This window comes from Nostoc sp. NOS(2021), assembly GCF_017115025.1.
GTDB lineage: Bacteria > Cyanobacteriota > Cyanobacteriia > Cyanobacteriales > Nostocaceae > Nostoc.
Map to the genome: position 1 here is coordinate 1 of NZ_JABXKM010000040.1, position 15,969 is coordinate 15,969.

12 protein-coding genes and 5 pseudogenes are annotated in these 15,969 nt (G+C 41.8%); 10 read left to right on the forward strand and 7 right to left on the reverse strand.

The features are described 5' to 3' along the window. Window positions 1-925 precede the first annotated feature (925 nt). The 3 genes and pseudogenes from HWQ41_RS04715 to HWQ41_RS04725 form a co-directional block, all read left to right on the forward strand. Complete coding sequence (locus tag HWQ41_RS04715) at window positions 926-2,026, forward strand: LLM class flavin-dependent oxidoreductase (protein ID WP_292760307.1); 1,101 nt, start codon at window positions 926-928, stop codon at window positions 2,024-2,026. A gap of 1,166 nt (window positions 2,027-3,192) precedes the next feature. Then, the gene (locus HWQ41_RS04720) at window positions 3,193-3,378 is read left to right on the forward strand and encodes a hypothetical protein (RefSeq protein ID WP_292760309.1); all 186 of its coding nucleotides are present in this window, start codon (window positions 3,193-3,195) and stop codon (window positions 3,376-3,378) included. A 10-nt stretch (window positions 3,379-3,388) separates the two neighbouring features. Further along, a pseudogene (locus HWQ41_RS04725) lies at window positions 3,389-3,511 on the forward strand (4-hydroxy-3-methylbut-2-enyl diphosphate reductase); the annotation flags it as partial. Window positions 3,512-3,653: 142 nt separating this feature from the next. Here the strand turns inward: HWQ41_RS04725 and HWQ41_RS04730 are convergent. Then, the gene (locus tag HWQ41_RS04730) at window positions 3,654-4,571 is read right to left on the reverse strand and encodes a LysR family transcriptional regulator (RefSeq protein WP_292760310.1); all 918 of its coding nucleotides are present in this window, start codon (window positions 4,569-4,571) and stop codon (window positions 3,654-3,656) included. Window positions 4,572-4,774: 203 nt separating this feature from the next. Here HWQ41_RS04730 and HWQ41_RS04735 point away from each other — a divergent pair, with 203 nt between their 5' ends. After that, window positions 4,775-5,764 (forward strand): aliphatic sulfonate ABC transporter substrate-binding protein, encoded by a 990-nt coding sequence (locus HWQ41_RS04735; protein WP_292760311.1) that lies wholly within the window; start codon window positions 4,775-4,777, stop codon window positions 5,762-5,764. A gap of 27 nt (window positions 5,765-5,791) precedes the next feature. Here the strand turns inward: HWQ41_RS04735 and HWQ41_RS04740 are convergent. The 3 genes and pseudogenes from HWQ41_RS04740 to HWQ41_RS04750 form a co-directional block, all read right to left on the reverse strand. Further along, window positions 5,792-5,968 (reverse strand): annotated as a pseudogene (locus tag HWQ41_RS04740) (transposase family protein); the annotation flags it as partial. A gap of 56 nt (window positions 5,969-6,024) precedes the next feature. Then, window positions 6,025-6,168: pseudogene (locus HWQ41_RS04745) on the reverse strand (TauD/TfdA family dioxygenase); the annotation flags it as partial. A 194-nt stretch (window positions 6,169-6,362) separates the two neighbouring features. Beyond that, window positions 6,363-6,515 (reverse strand): hypothetical protein, encoded by a 153-nt coding sequence (locus HWQ41_RS04750; protein ID WP_292760312.1) that lies wholly within the window; start codon window positions 6,513-6,515, stop codon window positions 6,363-6,365. A 119-nt stretch (window positions 6,516-6,634) separates the two neighbouring features. Here HWQ41_RS04750 and HWQ41_RS04755 point away from each other — a divergent pair, with 119 nt between their 5' ends. The 4 genes from HWQ41_RS04755 to HWQ41_RS04770 all read left to right on the forward strand — a co-directional run bounded on the left by HWQ41_RS04755 (window position 6,635) and on the right by HWQ41_RS04770 (window position 10,724). Continuing rightward, window positions 6,635-7,291 (forward strand): class I SAM-dependent methyltransferase family protein, encoded by a 657-nt coding sequence (locus HWQ41_RS04755; protein ID WP_292760314.1) that lies wholly within the window; start codon window positions 6,635-6,637, stop codon window positions 7,289-7,291. Between the two features lie 3 nt (window positions 7,292-7,294). Next, window positions 7,295-8,518 (forward strand): glutathione S-transferase family protein, encoded by a 1,224-nt coding sequence (locus tag HWQ41_RS04760; protein ID WP_292760315.1) that lies wholly within the window; start codon window positions 7,295-7,297, stop codon window positions 8,516-8,518. A gap of 180 nt (window positions 8,519-8,698) precedes the next feature. Further along, window positions 8,699-10,369: an FAD-binding protein gene (locus HWQ41_RS04765; RefSeq protein ID WP_292760317.1), complete on the forward strand. Its 1,671-nt coding sequence runs from the start codon at window positions 8,699-8,701 to the stop codon at window positions 10,367-10,369. Window positions 10,370-10,382: 13 nt separating this feature from the next. Beyond that, window positions 10,383-10,724, forward strand: coding sequence for a 4Fe-4S binding protein (locus tag HWQ41_RS04770; RefSeq protein WP_292760319.1), 342 nt, complete (start codon window positions 10,383-10,385; stop codon window positions 10,722-10,724). A 527-nt stretch (window positions 10,725-11,251) separates the two neighbouring features. On the opposite strand, the gene HWQ41_RS04775 is transcribed toward HWQ41_RS04770, so the two are convergent. From HWQ41_RS04775 to HWQ41_RS04785, 3 genes and pseudogenes are all read right to left on the reverse strand, one after another. Beyond that, window positions 11,252-11,608: an alpha-ketoglutarate-dependent dioxygenase AlkB gene (locus HWQ41_RS04775; RefSeq protein WP_292760320.1), complete on the reverse strand. Its 357-nt coding sequence runs from the start codon at window positions 11,606-11,608 to the stop codon at window positions 11,252-11,254. A 235-nt stretch (window positions 11,609-11,843) separates the two neighbouring features. Then, window positions 11,844-12,128, reverse strand: a pseudogene (locus tag HWQ41_RS04780) (hypothetical protein); the annotation flags it as partial. A 166-nt stretch (window positions 12,129-12,294) separates the two neighbouring features. Continuing rightward, a pseudogene (locus tag HWQ41_RS04785) lies at window positions 12,295-12,519 on the reverse strand (hypothetical protein); the annotation flags it as partial. Window positions 12,520-13,022: 503 nt separating this feature from the next. Here HWQ41_RS04785 and HWQ41_RS04790 point away from each other — a divergent pair. Together HWQ41_RS04790 and HWQ41_RS04795 are read left to right on the forward strand one after the other, a co-directional pair. Continuing rightward, complete coding sequence (locus HWQ41_RS04790) at window positions 13,023-14,588, forward strand: PAS domain-containing sensor histidine kinase (protein ID WP_292760321.1); 1,566 nt, start codon at window positions 13,023-13,025, stop codon at window positions 14,586-14,588. 688 nt (window positions 14,589-15,276) lie between these two features. Further along, a complete protein-coding gene (locus HWQ41_RS04795; RefSeq protein ID WP_292760322.1) occupies window positions 15,277-15,876 on the forward strand; it encodes a cytochrome b/b6 domain-containing protein in 600 nt (199 codons plus the stop codon). Window positions 15,877-15,969 lie beyond the last annotated feature (93 nt).

The following is a 15,969-nucleotide window of genomic DNA, read 5'->3' on the forward strand; positions in this document are numbered from 1 at the left end:
GCTTCATCGGATATCTTCTTCAAGCCCTTTTTTATCGAGCTAAAGAAAATAATATCAAGTAGATGCTATGTGAACAAAGATTTCTGAAATATCTTCTGACATCCTGTTTTCTTGGTCATAGCGTAGTCAGTTCATCATTGGCTACTTCAACGACTAAAAACTAATTTATCTTCTAGTTATTTCTAAGCAAATTGACATGGTTAGGTATCATAGTTTGCGATCAAATAACTAAAAATACTATTATTATTTACTTAAGTACTATAAACCTATCAGGTTGCAGTAATTTGTGCAAACTTATCTTTGCATAGAGATTTGTAAAATGCAAGTATCGCAACTCTAGAACAAACTGATACCAAAATCGTATCAAGCGCAATACTTTTTTTGAAATTCCTCTCTGCTTTCATTTGCTGTAGAATTTATTTGGAAATAAAGACAACATATTTAATTCAACTCACCGAACGATACAGTGAACGAAGAACGAAGTTACGATCTTGCTCTGGCAAAGTTGAATTGGAGAAACCTAACTCACCAAGAAAGGAATTGTAAATGATATGTCCAATCAACGTTTTCAGAACAAAGTCGTCCTTGTCACTGGAGGTAATAGCGGGATGGGTTTGGTTACAGCTAAAACTTTTGATGCCGACAAGAGGACTTTTCAAATATCCTCTTAGAACAAGTGTCACATCAGCAAACTATAAACTTTGAATATGGAGGTCTAAACCCTGAAACTCAAATAGTTGTTCAACCGCACACAAGGCCAAAATAAGGTGTTGCAGCAATAGGTATAGTTTAGGGCTTTCGCTATTCCCGAAAAAAACTTTACTTGTTATGGATCGTTCAATCTTTGATAATAAACTTGCTTTTTAAGGTTATTTATGAACCCAAATAAAACATTTCCGGCATTCATAATTTAGGAGAATTGACTATGCCAGTCGAGTTCATCGGAGCAATCCGAACAAAACCAGTTTCGGAGTTAAATAATGTTCAGAATTTCCTGAACGAAAACATCATAGACCAAGACTATATTCGTGAACTCACTCAAGCCCATGAAAAAGGGGGCTTTGATCGGGTACTAGTTGCCTACAGAGCTAATAACCCTGATAGCTTTATTGTAGCTAGCTACGCTGCTTCAATAAGCGAGCAATTGGGCTTTTTAATTGCACATCGACCAGGTTTTGTCGCACCAACTCTGGCTGCTCGCACAGCAGCGACCCTTGACCATTTCACCAATGGTCGGATCGCAGTGCATATAATTACTGGTGGTTATGATGCAGACCAGCAAAGGGATGGGGACTGGCTCGACCATGACAACCGCTATCGTCGCACTGATGAGTACTTAGAAATTGTCCGCCGCATCTGGACAAGTGACACTCCTTTTGATTACGAAGGCGAATTTTATCGCGTCAAAGATGCTTTCTCTGCAATTAAACCGTTGCAAAAGCCTCACATCCCGCTTTACTTTGGCGGCGCATCTAACCAAGCCGTGGAGGTAGGAGCCAAGCATAGTAATGTCTACGCCATGTGGGGTGAGCCAATTGCTGCAATTAAAGAGCGGATAGCAAATGTTCGTGCTGCTTTACCAGATGGTCGTTATATTCGCTTTAGCGTTTCTGTGCGACCTATTCTTGGTGTCACAGAAGAACAGGCTTGGGAAAAAGCTTACAACATTTTGGCGCGAATTCAAAAACTACGGGGAGGGACAACACTAATTCCTTCAGAGCCTTCACAAGCAGTAGGGTCACAGCGGTTAGTAGACTTTGCCCAAAAAAGTGAAATCTACGATAAGTGTCTGTGGACACCAATTGCCACAGCTACCGATGGAGGAGGTAACACGACAGCTCTGGTGGGAACACCAGAACAAGTTGCAGAGGCTTTAGTTGATTATTACGATGCAGGTGTTACGACCTTATTGATCCGGGGTTTCGATCTTGTACAGGATGCGATCGAGTATGGACGTGAGGTCATTCCTCTAGTACGTGCAGAAGTAGCACGGCGAGAGCGCCAAGCAGTTACAGTAGGAAACTAATAATCATATAGAAATATCTACTGCTGATATTTTGTACCGTTCATTCTCAGAAATGGCGTAGTTATATTACCTGGCTAAATCTTTGCTACATAATGATCCCGCCAACCTCTCTTTTTGAGAATGGGTAAAGAGGGAATGAAATCTGTTGCAAGCATAAAGTCAATTGGTAGTAGCCGTTAGTCGTGAGAGTCTTTAACTAGTAAACGTTTTACTACTACCTAAAAGACTACTAACTACTAACAGCCATGATGAAAAATATTGGATTTGGAACGAACTAATTTAATATAGATCGCCAAATAGTGATGATGCGAAAAGTTAGATTGTTAGCTCATAAATAATTATGAAGAATATTGTTGTATTCGTGTAGACGCGCAGCAGAAATTCAAGAGACATTGCTTAACTCTCTTATGAAAACATACGGTAAACAGTATTTTTAGAATAGGAGAATAGATTTCAACTATCTTGAGTTCGATTACTACATTTAAATCTATCTTTTGGCTGATTTTCAAATTTGTAAAAGTATTCAAGAATTGGAAAGAAGAAACAAGAAGCATCTCGACAACAAAACATTCTGAGTTTTGTTCTTTAAACCGAGTAGAAAGGATTAAGAGATGCAAAGCTTCTTGAAAGCTTCTTAAAGTATTTCCAAGCTCTATCTTTAACCTATGCAAACAGCTTAAATGCAGAAAATAGTACGGAAGTTAAAATAATGCACACCGTTGACAGCTATTTCACATTTAAGATGAATGGTAGTTCAGAACATCTCCCTTTGCTAATTAGTAAAAAAGTAAAGGTTCATATGTTTTAAACCTAGTGACAGAGAGGCTTTTAAAATGGGCTTGGTAGTCAGACATGATTTGCAAGAGCTACAAAATTAAGCTATTTTCTGAAAATTTGTTGAAGTTCGGATTTTCCAGGTTTTTTGTTCAAGTGTTTATAGGTTAATAATTTGACTGATTTTGAGGTGGACTGAATCCTGATATAAAAAACTATATGCATATATGCAATCCCTCTAGTCATGGATTGGTATGTAATTAAACGATTATTGTAAGGATTCAGGAGACAGTCTTAATAAAGGAGTATTACAGGCGTAAAGGATTGCAACCATTCAAAAGCAATGTGATGGTGTCTTATCTAAACATTTACTTAATGGACAGAAAAAGATTATGGAGCAAAGCCTTTTAGCTCATATCTCACACCAGATCCAAAATGGTGAACATAAAGAGAAGTTAGATAGAACTCAGTCAACTTCACACCACTTGGGAGAAATTAGAGATGATTATGGCGATCGCAGATTACATCACGGCAAGAACGCAATAACCGTTGATTTGCCATACTTTTGGCGTATATGAGGTCTGAAAAATGGATACAAAAGCTTTCAAGCGATCGCTGCATAGTTCTGAACAATACTATCGTAAGGGATTTGGCCACTCAGAACAAGCAACAGCAATGTTGCAACTAGAGTACCAAAGTAACTTGATTCAAGATAAAGGACTTTTGTAAAAATAACTTGAACAATTTTTTGAGAGAAGCTATCTCAGGGCAGACATCTCAAACATTTTTATGAGCAACTTATTTTTACAATAATCCTAATTCACATTCACCGTTATTTATTTTTAAGAAGTTTCTAATGTCGTTCTATAAAATGAAATAGCTCTGATACGTTTGAATAATTAGCAGTAGTGATGAATTTCAGGAAGAGTTTGAGTTGTGGAGATTGAGGCCCGTCTCGCCAGACAGAGGAAATCTGGAACTTAGGACAAGGCGGTAGTATAGCGATAAATCGCAAGTCTTCCGTGGCGAATTTACTCAAGGTTCGTGTAGTCAAAAGTATACCTGCACCAGAGGAGACAAGTACCGGGCACTGCTGGTTAGGTTTCTTATGGAGTAGCTTAGGCTCAACCCCCCCGTTTCTTAACAGAGCGAGAAAACTGTCATAAAACTGCGGATTTTCCCGCCTCGGTTGAAAGATGAATGTCTCATTACGGAGATCGGCAAAAGGAATAAGTTTTTTGTTTCCCAGCCGATGAGTCTTGGGAACGAGAATCCCAAAGTCCTCTTGATGAATCAATTCCGTTAAAACTCCATTCAAGTTGATTCTACCTTCAACAAATGCAACCTCAAGTTTTCCTATTTGTAATTGTCTTAATTGCTCTTGCGAAGATATCTCCTCAGTGAGGATATGTATCTCAGGATGATGGTAGCGAAATGCTGACAGCGCCGACGCAAGAATACTATGGAAAGCCGAGCCACAAAAACCTACGCGAAGTGTGCCCTCGCCGCTGTTTGCTGATTGACTAACCCGTTGCTTGAGTTGCTCGGCTTGATCAATCAAGTCCTTTGCTCCTTGGTAGAGGGTTGTCCCACTTTGAGTCAGCTCAACCCTTGTGGTTGAGCGCTCAAAGAGCTTGACTCCTAACTCCTGCTCAAGTCGTTGCACAAGTCTTGTCAAGGGGGGTTGTGTCAGATGCAATCTCGCTGCCGCTTTTCTAAAGTTCAATTCTTCCGCAAGGACTAGGAAAGCGTTTAAATCTCTCAATTCCATATAATAAATACACAGAAATTCACTAATACCACAATCGTATCAAGCGGGATAGTTTTTTGAAATGGTTTTGTTATATGAAACAAAAAAGTCATAGATCAGGTGTATAAAAAGCTGAATAGGTAAACCTAAGTTAGATCAAAAAGAAACTGTAAGTCATTATGTCTAATCCACATTTGTACAACAACCTTGGGAATCACTCCAAGATGTCCAGACGCGATTTTTTCAATGCCTGTTATGGACTCATGGGTTTGTCTACTGCTTTAGTCAGCTGTAATACAAAAAATAGCAATACCAGGTTAGTTCGACTTGGTTATCAAAATTCTGGGGATCTCATTGCCCATGAGAAGAAAGTGATGGAGAAGCGTCTGGCTCCTCTGGGAATTGATGTCCAGTGGTCTTTGTTCGTCTCTGGCCCTCCCCTACTGGAAGCTTTAGATACTGGTAGCATCGATCTAGGTCCAACGGGAGAAACGCCGCCTATTTTTGCCCAGGCAGCTGGCAGCAAGTTGGTGTATCTAGTTAATATACCAGGGCTGACTGCAGAAGCCAAAGCGATCATCGTCCCAAAGGACTCTTCGATTCGCACTTTGACGGATCTCAAAGGCAAAAAAGTTGCTTTTGCTAGAGGTACTGCTCTGACTTATTTCTTAGTGAAAGCACTCGAAGAAGTAGGGCTGAAACTCAGCGATATTAAACCAGTGAATCTGACGACTATCGATGGACGCTCGGCATTTTTGAATAAGACGGTAGATGCCTTTGTAGCTTCCGATCCATCTTTACTGCAACTCCAGCGAGAAACTAGTATTCGCGTCCTGCGAGATGGTAAAGGAATTGAAACACCGGGGGGCTATTACCTGGCTTCCCGAGAGTTTGCCACAAAGAATCCCGATCTGCTCAAAGCAATTCTGGAAGAGTATTACAAAGTTGGACAATGGACAAATAACAACAGGCGTGAGGCAGCTGCAATCATCGCACCAAAGACCAAGGTCGATCCTTCAATGATGGAGCTATTGCTGACGAGGCGTAATTTTGATATGAAACCGATTACCGAGCAAGTAATTAGCGCTCAACAGCAGGTTGCGGATCTGCTGTATCAGTTAAAGATTATTCCAAAACAGGTAGATGTTCGCTTGGGAATCTTAACCCCTACAGAGTATGCGGCAATTACTCCTAATATTATAAGCGGTAAGTAGCCCTCATCAACTGCATACACCAGGACGAAATACTCGCGCAAAAGTATCATGAGACGGAATGCCATTTGGCAACTCTAAAAATGTTTTTAACCATTCATATTTTGCACAACCATAAGTCTCTATTCCTACCCAACCATTTGCTCCACAGATCACTGCACAGATAGCAATCGTCATGATATCGATTAACTTGTGTCGGAGGGTGCGATCGCATAATGTTCAGTAGCACGATTATCCCAAAAAGCTACATCGCCAATTTTCTAACGCCACCGGACTGTATTTTCGGGACGTGTGATGTAAGCCTGCAATAATTTCACGATTTCATCGGATTCATTCTGAGATAAACCACGCAGACGACGCACAAAACCACCAATAAATAATCCACGTTCGCCAGATTTAGGATGGACTAAGCTCATAGGTCATCCTATTTTGGATTTTGGTTCATTTTTGGTCAATGCTCAATAGTTAACACATTGCCTATGTCCTATTTTTTGCTCCACCAACGGGGATAGGTTCACCAAGAACTTTGGCAAATCTTTGTAAATAGAACGTGAGTTCGACAGATAGAAAAGCCCAAAAAGGTTGCTGGGTATAAATTTGCTCAACTGGACAGGCGAAGTGCGATCGCTCTAGACTGGCGATCCCTCTCTAAAACAGATCCTTGAGAAATGTCTACTTGAATCTGGTACTGGATAAAGTCAGGTAATGCGCGATCGCTCTCTTTAAAAAAGGTTATTACTTTTGCTACAACCATGACACTTGATTTTATATGAATTTCTATGATACTCTGCCTTTATCCATAAACTACAGTTACTTGATAAAATAACCGTAGTTTATGACTACACAATGTGCATCAAACGGGAATCACCCCTTATGCCAAAAGATTGGTATGAATGGCACGACCTCTACAACACTGAGCCAAAATTGCAGCAGCGTCTAGAAATCGTGCGGGAATATATTGCTTATAGCTTGAATGCCTCACCAGATGGCGCTATCCGAATAGTGAGTGTTTGCGCGGGTGATGGACGAGATTTATTAGGAACTTTAAAAAATCACCCCCGTGCGAAAGATGTTTCTGCACGACTGGTTGAAATAAATTCAAATCTAGTTGAGCGTGGACGAGCAACTATAGAGTCTTTGGGTTTAGCCAAGCAAATTGAGATTATCAATGGTGATGCAACTCTTGCCACTAACTATGTAGGAGCAGTACCAGCAGATATCGTGATTGTGTGTGGTGTCTTTGGCAATCTGGCTGAGGAAGCTGAACTCAATCGCTTACTAGATAACCTGAGTTTTCTGAGTAAACCAGGTGCTTTTGTCATCTGGACTCGCGGACACTCTAACGGTATTCCCTTCTCTGACAATGTGCGAAAAATATTAAGTGCATCTGGATTTGAGGAAGTGAACTTCAAGCTTACGGACACGGGAGATATGGGTGTAGGACTTCATCGTTACCTTGGTGAGAACTTGGCTGCACCCAAAGAGCAACAGTTATTTGTGTTTTCCGGCATTCCTAGTAAAGCGAGGTAAAAAATGTCTATTCAAAACACAGTGTCAACTTGGGAAGAAGTTTTAGAGACTGCTAGAAAAAATACCTCTGCGCGTAGAGTAAAGAGGACAGGACAATCTCCTTCTACTGCACCAATACCCAGCAGTTTACAGAAACTTCCCCCAAACACACAACCACCAGTCTTGCTTTATCGAGATACTAATTCTTGGTGTCCTTTCTGCGAACGAGTTTGGTTTGCTCTGGAAGAAAAGGAAATTCCCTTTGCAACGGAGTTTATTGATTTAAGTAATAAACCCAAATGGTACACTGACATAGTTCCAACAACCCTTGTCCCAGCAGCAAAAATTGAAGGTAACTTAGTATATGAATCTAAAGATATTCTCTTGGCTTTAGAAGAAAGGTTTCCACATCCAGCATTATTGCCTGAGAATTCAGAGGAAAATGCTGTTGCTAGGCAGTTAGTTGAAGACGCTGAGACTAACGGTTTTAGAGAGATTGCTTACAAATTCCTGAGAGAAGCACCTGTAGATGCTGATGAGTTGGCAAACTTACAAGCAGCATTTGAGGCGAAGTTAGATGAACTTGAGCAAGCTTTGGCTAAATATCCCGGCGCTTACTTTGTCAGTACATTTAGCTTAGTTGACATTTTATATAGCCCCCATCTGGATAGATTGGCGGCTAATTTACCTGTGTATCGGGGATATCATCTCAAAGGAAATCCTCGCTTTCCTCGAATTAATGCTTGGTTTGACGCACTTAATCAGCGTCCTGCTTATCACAGAGTGAAGTCGGATAATATTACCAATAATTTACTTTTGCGTCGCAGATGGGGTGTCGAACCGATTGGGAATCCTTTACCTCTAGATGTGGCAGATAGTGAGAAAATTCAATATCGCGCCGAAGCGGCTGAGAGATTGAGCGATAATCGGGAAGTTGCGATCGCAGATATTATCAAAAACTCTGGAGTCCAAGTTTTAGCAGCAGATGGTGATTTTACCACAGTTAAGGACGCGGTTGATTTTCACCTACGACAACTAGCTGATTATCTCATTCATGGCAATGGCGAAACTTTACCGGGTGGTCGGACAGGTGGTAAAAATAGCAGTGTTGATTCTATCTTCGCTGCTGTGGGGGCGATCGCTTTCGCATATTTGAGAAATCGCATCTGCGCCCCCCGTGATATGAGTGCTGGTGCAGCAACCGCGTTTCGGGCTGCGATCGATAAATTGTTGACTTCTGTTTATTAATTTTGTGGGCGTTGCTGAATATATGTATGAATTTGCCGGGCTACGCCCCGCTAACGCTAACATGCAACAGACGCAGCGAAAAGTCGGAGCGCTTCTGAATTCTGACGCCAAGCCGCAGAGCGTCTCCGGCTCCGCTCCTGAATTCTGCCGTACTGTAGAAACTTTATTGAGGAAAGGGAATTGCTAGCAGTCCATAGTGAAAATGAACTACAATTAACTGCTGATGTACTGGTAATTGGTGGTGGGCCTGCCGCTGCATGGGCAGCATGGGCAGCCGCATCCCAAGGAGTCAAAGTCATCATTGTTGATAAAGGTTTTCTGGGTACGAGTGGTGCGGCGGCAGCTAGTGGCAATGGCATCATGGCCCCTTCTCCAGAGAATTGGGACAAAGTTTTATGGGAGCGTTATCGTGTAGGAAAAAACCTCGCTAACTTACGTTGGATCGAGCGTGTTATCGAAAAAACTTGGCTGAGTTTGCCCCTAGTGGAAAGTTGGGGCTATCGTTTCCCTAAAGAAGATGGGGAATCTGTGCGTCAGAGTTATTATGGCCCTGAATATATGCGGGTACTTCGCAAAAACCTTTTGCGTGTTGGTGTGCAGATTCTCGACCAAAGTCCGGCTCTAGAGCTTTTATTGGCTGACGACGGCTCAGTAGCTGGAGCAAAAGGTGTGCAGAGGCAACATCATCGTACCTATACCGTTCGGGCTGGTGCAGTAGTCTTAGCGAATGGCGGTTGTGCATTCTTGAGTAAAGCATTAGGTTGCAATACCAATACAGGTGATGGACTGCTGATGGCAGTGGAAGCTGGTGGGGAACTTTCTAGTATGGAAGCTTCTAATCACTATGCCATTTCGACGGCTTTAAATGCGACTGTAACCAGGGGTGTTCCCTTTGGTTGGGCTAGTTATACTGATGAAGCAGGCAATGATCTTGGTGGCTATATCAATGGTCGTCGCGATCCATTTTTCCTCCCTAATGCCCTGATGAAAGGCCCCGTTTATGCTCGTTTGGATCGAGCCACACCGGAAGTTAAAGCAGTGATTGAAAAGTCTCATTTCATCGCTTTTCTACCCTATACAAAAGCTGGTATTGACCCCTATACAGAACGAGTGCCTGTGACACTTGTTTTAGAGGGTACAGTCCGTGGTACCGGTGGGATTCGGATTGTGAATGATAATTGCGCTACAAAAGTTCCTGGCCTCTACGCTGCCGGTGATGCAGCATCGCGGGAGTTTTTAGCCGGTTTAGCTTCTGGGGGTGGTGGCCCCAATGCTGCCTGGGCAATCTCCACAGGGCAATGGGCAGGAGTTGGAGCAGCGGACTTTGCTAAGAGTCTGGGCGCTCATGCAAATGAACGAGTTACGCGTCCTGCTGGTCAAGTGGGATTGCGATCGCCTATGGCGGGGCGCAGCCCATCGCCATCCTCACCCACTTCTGAATTCGATAGTGAGGCGATCGTGCATGGTGTACAAGCCCAGATGCTCCCGTTGGAGAAGAATTACTTGCGTTCTGAGCAGGGACTTTTGGATTCTCTCGCTAAATTAGAAACGCTGTGGCAGCAAGTACAAGAAAATCCAAAACAAGATACAGTGCGCGATGTGGAATTTTCTCGTCGAGCGGCTGCTCTGACTGCTGTAGCACGATGGGCATATTTTAGCGCGTTACATCGCACGGAAACGCGCAGCGAACATATTCGCATGGACTATCCCGAAACCGATCCAAATCAGCGTTATTACCAAGCGACAGGCGGCTTAGATAAGCTCTGGGTGAGGCGTGATTGGATTACGGATGCGATCGCTACACCACCAGTAATCACCACTCAAACCACACCAACTGTATCAAAGTTGTAACAGGAGCATGATCATGATTGAGCTTGTCAGCCATAAACTCTGTATCAATTGTAATTTGTGCGTCCAAGTTTGTCCTACCAATGTCTTTGATTCCATACCTAACCAACCACCTGCGATCGCCCGCAAGGAAGACTGTCAAACTTGTTTTATATGTGAGGCATATTGTCCTGCGGATGCGCTCTACGTTGCGCCTGAATCTCATACCGATATTGAAGTCAATGAGGATGATTTAATTGAAAGTGACATCATGGGTGAATATCGTCGCCTCTTGGGTTGGGGATATGGTAGAAAAAACAATAGTGAATTGGATACGGCTCATAAACTGCGCCAACTGCCGCGTCCTTATCAAAGTTAATTTGGGTGTTTGGGGACACTTCTCTACCAGAGGCTGCGCCAACGACAAGCGGTAGTTGAGCGACTTGCCCTGAGCGCAGTCGTTCGCGTAGCGTCCCGTAGGTAAGCAGGGCTGTTTCATTCCACAAAGGATAAAACCCACATTCTGCACTTCATTTTGTAATATCTATACTGATACGAAACTTTTCCATAAATTTTAAATAAAAATACTTAATTTGTGTAGTAATTAATATAGCTAGTATTACAAACCTTGCTAACTGCTCGAAATTAGTGAGGTATTGACACGGAAAAAAGGTGAGAGAATAAATGATAAACCTCGTCTACGTTGAAACCCGTATTTTTTCCTCATCAGGTTCAAGGTGATTTTTCACCCACAAGCGATCGCTAATTTCAAAGGGGTTGGAATTAATATCTTGTTCAAATAAATGAACCCGTTCAATCAGTTCTGTAGAAGATTGATAACATGTATCATAGGTAACATCTTCACGTAACTACTGCCACAGGTGTTCGACAGGCATAAAATCAGGGCTATAACCAGGTAGGGCTTACACCACCAAGGCTAATGGATGCGATCGCTGGGTTGAATCCCATCGATTGCTCATTGTCTGAGTGCCACCCGATTGAATCTTGTCCACTGCGATACTGATTGCCGATGACGATGCGGAACTTGTAGCCAGTCAACGCGGTGATTGAGTCGCGCAACTTAGCCAGATTGTCTGTCCAAGTCAGGGGTTTCAAAAATACGCTGTTGGAGTAAAGATAGTCACAGCCTTTGTCACCGTACAGACACTCCAGGCGGGGGACGGGCATTGTTTTACCCAACATCCTGATTTGATTTTGCTGGCACTCCAATTTCAAGCAGTGTTGATAGTAGGGAAAACGCACCTTATTGACTAATAAAAACTAAGAGAGATTTCAAAATGACATAGATAATTGTAAAAATCGATAAGATAATAAATAAAATAAATGAATTGTTTCGGAAAATTATAATTTAGCTTATCTGAAGCTCAATCATTATTTATTAATACTAAAAAAAACTCAAGATTCGAGTCTATAAAAGTATGTTTTTCTAGAGGAAAAGTGAAATTTTTCCTAAAAAGTCAAATTTGGATATATGAGTTTAAGCTAGCGCTAAGACTCTTGCTAAATAGTTGTTATCCATCGCGGCGAGAAACTGTTTATTTTTGATTCCACGTTTAACACGGTTCTCTTGAGTTAAAAGATTGACTGCAATATGTCTGAGAATTGCAAAATTCTGTGGAGCATTATCTTTTCTAATCCGACAGTCATCTTCCCTCAATGCGACATCCAATAACGGCAGTCGCTACAACTCTTGGAACCCCCGCAACCCGCTGCCTCCCCAATGTAATGAATTCTCAATTCCCCAATGACTGCGAATAGAATTACCATGTTCCTTGACAGGCAGCCGTCGGCTGCCTCTAACTCCCCTAAATAATGATTATCATTACCATACAAATGAATGTTTAATTTCCTGAAAGCCTTATTTGATTAGAGTTTTGCTAAATTCTACTCTGATTCAGGCTCGTCAATATTTAGATGCGTTTGCCCTGCTGGCGGAAGTTGGATTTATTTATCGGTTCTTTGCAAAAATCACTCAGTACTTGCCATAAATGAGCAGCAATTTTCCTGACACGTTCCTCGCCGTAGTGCGCTTCACAGGCTATATTGGTGTAGGTTTTGCCTTCCCAGGAAGAACGCAATACGATCTCTTGGAGCGTCGTTAAACCGGTTGCTTGACTGGCTTTTAGTAGCAGTACTACTTCATCTATAGTCATTACTCATCGGCTCTAATTCAGGATGAAATTTTCTCACACCATTATGCTTTGGAACTCAATGTAGCCTGCCCTGTATGGATAGCAGCCAGCCCTGACCAAAAAAGCGACAAACAAGCCTTGACAAATTTTTTGTATCCTGAAACATTTGACGTGACTTAATCATAGAATTTTTTTTACAAATTTTTCCGAGTTTTTAGGTAATTGTATGTGATTTGAACTACTTTTTTTAGACATATCTTAGAATATAGATGCAGACAATGTAGCTATTTTTTTCTAAAAAATGGCTACGGCGATCGCAACAGAGGTTACATTCGTCCGTTTAGCATTTTCTAAATTTCATCCAAATTGATGATATGGGCTGATATATCTCCAACCGAAGTTACAGCCTAATAAACCAAGTTGACGATTTGTTAACCAAACCGTACTGTCCATAACTGGATCGTCAGGGTGCTAAGACAGCGTAGAGAGAGCTACAGGATATCTTCCTCATCGTACCAGCAGCTATGCATATCGAAGAACCCGCTACCCATGAACTGGAAACTCCACTTTCAGTACAAGATTCCCAGAGTTTACCAGAATTACAGCCACTCCAAAAAGGACAAAAAGACTTATCTCAAGAAGACTTATCTCAAGAAAATTTCGATACTTCAGAATGCTCACAAGCTGCCTTACAAATGGCATTAATAGCCAGTGGCTTGGGGTTGTGGAGTTGGAATCTGGTAACTGACAAAACCTATTATGATCCTCAGTGGAAGCGCATCCTGGAGTATGAAGTAGATGAAATCGATAATGACCATAAATCCTTTGAGCAACTTGTACATCCACAGGATTTACCGAGAATTCGCCAGGTATTGCACGATTATCTGCAAGGATGCACACCTGTGTTTGAAGTTGAATTGCGAATGTTGACTAAATCCGGCGAGTGGAAGTGGATTTTGACTTGTGGAAAAGTATTTCAGTGGGATGAATTCGATAAACCAGTGCGGATGGCGGGGACGCACAAGGATATTAGTCAGGATAAAGCGATCGCTATTCAACAATACCAACTATTTGAACAAGTCCAAAAAGAAATTGCCCAACGTCAGTCTACCGAAGACCAAGTTAGGGAAAAATCACAGCAGCTAAAAATTACCCTCGATGAACTCAAATATACCCAAAAGCAGTTATTGCAGAACCAGAAAATGGCTAATCTCGGTCAGCTGGTGGCGGATATGGCTAACGAAATTAATAACCCGGTTAGCTTCATCTACGGCAATCTTCATCCCGCCAGTCAATACGCTGAAGACTTAATCAGAGTCATTGAACTTTACCAACATTACTATCCCACACCGACCCCAGTCATTGCCTCACATCTGCAACGCCTCGACCTCGGTTTTGTGAAAACAGACTTTTTAAAATTGCTGTGGTCAATGCGAGCTGGATCTGAGCGCGTCAAAGAAATTGTTTTCGCCTTGCGGAATTTTTCCAGTTCTGACGAAGGTCAAATGAAAAATGTTGACTTGCATGAAGGACTTGATAGTGTTTTGAGGATTTTGCAGCATCGTCTGAAACAACAGCCTGATAGAGCCGGGATTGAAGTAATTAAAACCTTTGGTGAATTGCCCTTAATTCAGTGCTATCCTGGTGATCTAAATCAGGTATTCATGAACATCTTGACTAACGCCATTGATGCGTTAGAAGAAAGGATGAAACATGATTATTCCTTTACCCCCAAGATTTTGATTCATACAGAAATTGTTAGCAGTCATTTAACTTTGGTCAACAGTAATGAACCTTGGGTAAATATCAACCAACTGGGTAAAAAACACAAAGTTATAATTCGCATTTATGACAATGGTAAAGGCATACTTCCCCATATCCAAAGACATATATTTGAACCATTTTTTACCACAAAGCTATTAGGTAATGGCAAGGGACTAGGACTATCAATTAGTCGGGAAATTATAGTTGAAAAACATCAAGGTAAACTTAAGTGTAATTCTAAATTAGGTCAAGGCACAGAGTTGGTCATTGAGATGAATACAACAGCAAAACACTATGCTGCTATTAGAAAGCACGCCAGCTTTTGAGCAATATTTAATAATTCCACAAATTTTAACAAATGAGCAATGCTGTGCCCCTACCGCGTGGTCTATTTACCTGAAAATAGCTCAGTACTTACGCAAAAATTGCTAAAAAGCTTAATTTATCGAACCGCCTTCTCTGCGAGAGGCTGACGCCAACGCGTAGCGTCTCGTAGAGAAGACGCCAACGCGTAGCGTCTCGTAGAGAAGAGCGCCGAGAATTTGTAGAGTGTGCGTAAGTCCTATAGCTGTAAGGTGAAAACCTATCTAGAAGAAGCTTTCAGAGATGAACTCGTTCCCAACTCAGGGCAAACGCATCTAAATTACTCTTGATCACAACCAACGTTAAGAACCAACGACAAAATCAGCATTTCTCGTTTGGTTTAGTTTCCAAGACTCAAAGTGATGTCTACGACGGGCTACGCCTACGCTAAATTTGTGTCAACAAGCAGCTATTAATGCGACTATTTTAGAACCTATTGAGAATAAAATCTTTTTGTTGACATGATGCATTTGCCCTGGTTCCCAACCTGAGTCCACTCATGACATCTGTGCGTCTTGATCACGTGTTACATCCTGTATTCCACGTTTTAATTGAATCGTAGGATGAGAAAATAAGGGTAAGTAATAATCCCCAAACTTGCTGGACTATTTACCCAAGACAGATAAACAGCAACTTTTATCAGTCAAATCTATGACTTCAACCGCTCCTTCGCAAACTCGGAAGCTACCAACCCAAGCAATAGGAGCCAAAATTTTCCACTCCTGTAACATCATTAGTCTGTTTATCATGCTCACCAGTGGATTACAAATTTACAACGCCAACCCTGTTTTTGGTGGACGTGCAGGTTTGCACATTCCTCCGATATTTACTTTAGGAGGTTGGCTCGCAGGAGGTAGACACTGGCATTTTGCAGCAATGTGGCTATTCTCGCTGAATCTCTTATGGTATGGAATTTACGTTTTAATTACCCGGCGCTGGCGACATCGATTTGTCGGTGCCAATGACCTCAGAGCATTACAAAAAAGTCAAAATTCCCAGCGTCTAATTTATGCTTGGCATCGTATTGCCTATACAGCAATTATTCCTATCTTGCTGCTGGCGTTATTTACAGGAATAGGAATGTATAAACCTGCTCAATTCCCCTGGATTGTGGATCTGTTTGGCAGTTGGCAAGCATTGCGAATCGTTCACTTTGCCTCAGTACCGATGGTTATCTTATTTGCAGTGATTCACTCTCGATTAGGGCGAAAAGCTGGAGGGACTCAATTAACAGAATCGATGTTTTGGTAAACGAACTATGGTCAGGGAGATGGAGAGACGCAAAGACCAATGACTAATGACTAATGACTAATGACTAATGACTAATGACTAATGACTAATGAC

Excerpts from the sequence above, each read along its gene's own strand:
- HWQ41_RS04715 (WP_292760307.1), top strand. The coding sequence starts at position 926 with ATGCCAGTCGAGTTCATCGGAGCAATCCGAACAAAACCAGTTTCGGAG.
- HWQ41_RS04720 (WP_292760309.1), top strand. The coding sequence starts at position 3,193 with ATGGAGCAAAGCCTTTTAGCTCATATCTCACACCAGATCCAAAATGGT.
- HWQ41_RS04730 (WP_292760310.1), bottom strand. The coding sequence starts at position 4,571 with ATGGAATTGAGAGATTTAAACGCTTTCCTAGTCCTTGCGGAAGAATTG.
- HWQ41_RS04735 (WP_292760311.1), top strand. The coding sequence starts at position 4,775 with ATGTCCAGACGCGATTTTTTCAATGCCTGTTATGGACTCATGGGTTTG.
- HWQ41_RS04750 (WP_292760312.1), bottom strand. The coding sequence starts at position 6,515 with ATGGTTGTAGCAAAAGTAATAACCTTTTTTAAAGAGAGCGATCGCGCA.
- HWQ41_RS04755 (WP_292760314.1), top strand. The coding sequence starts at position 6,635 with ATGCCAAAAGATTGGTATGAATGGCACGACCTCTACAACACTGAGCCA.
- HWQ41_RS04760 (WP_292760315.1), top strand. The coding sequence starts at position 7,295 with ATGTCTATTCAAAACACAGTGTCAACTTGGGAAGAAGTTTTAGAGACT.
- HWQ41_RS04770 (WP_292760319.1), top strand. The coding sequence starts at position 10,383 with ATGATTGAGCTTGTCAGCCATAAACTCTGTATCAATTGTAATTTGTGC.
- HWQ41_RS04790 (WP_292760321.1), top strand. The coding sequence starts at position 13,023 with ATGCATATCGAAGAACCCGCTACCCATGAACTGGAAACTCCACTTTCA.
- HWQ41_RS04795 (WP_292760322.1), top strand. The coding sequence starts at position 15,277 with ATGACTTCAACCGCTCCTTCGCAAACTCGGAAGCTACCAACCCAAGCA.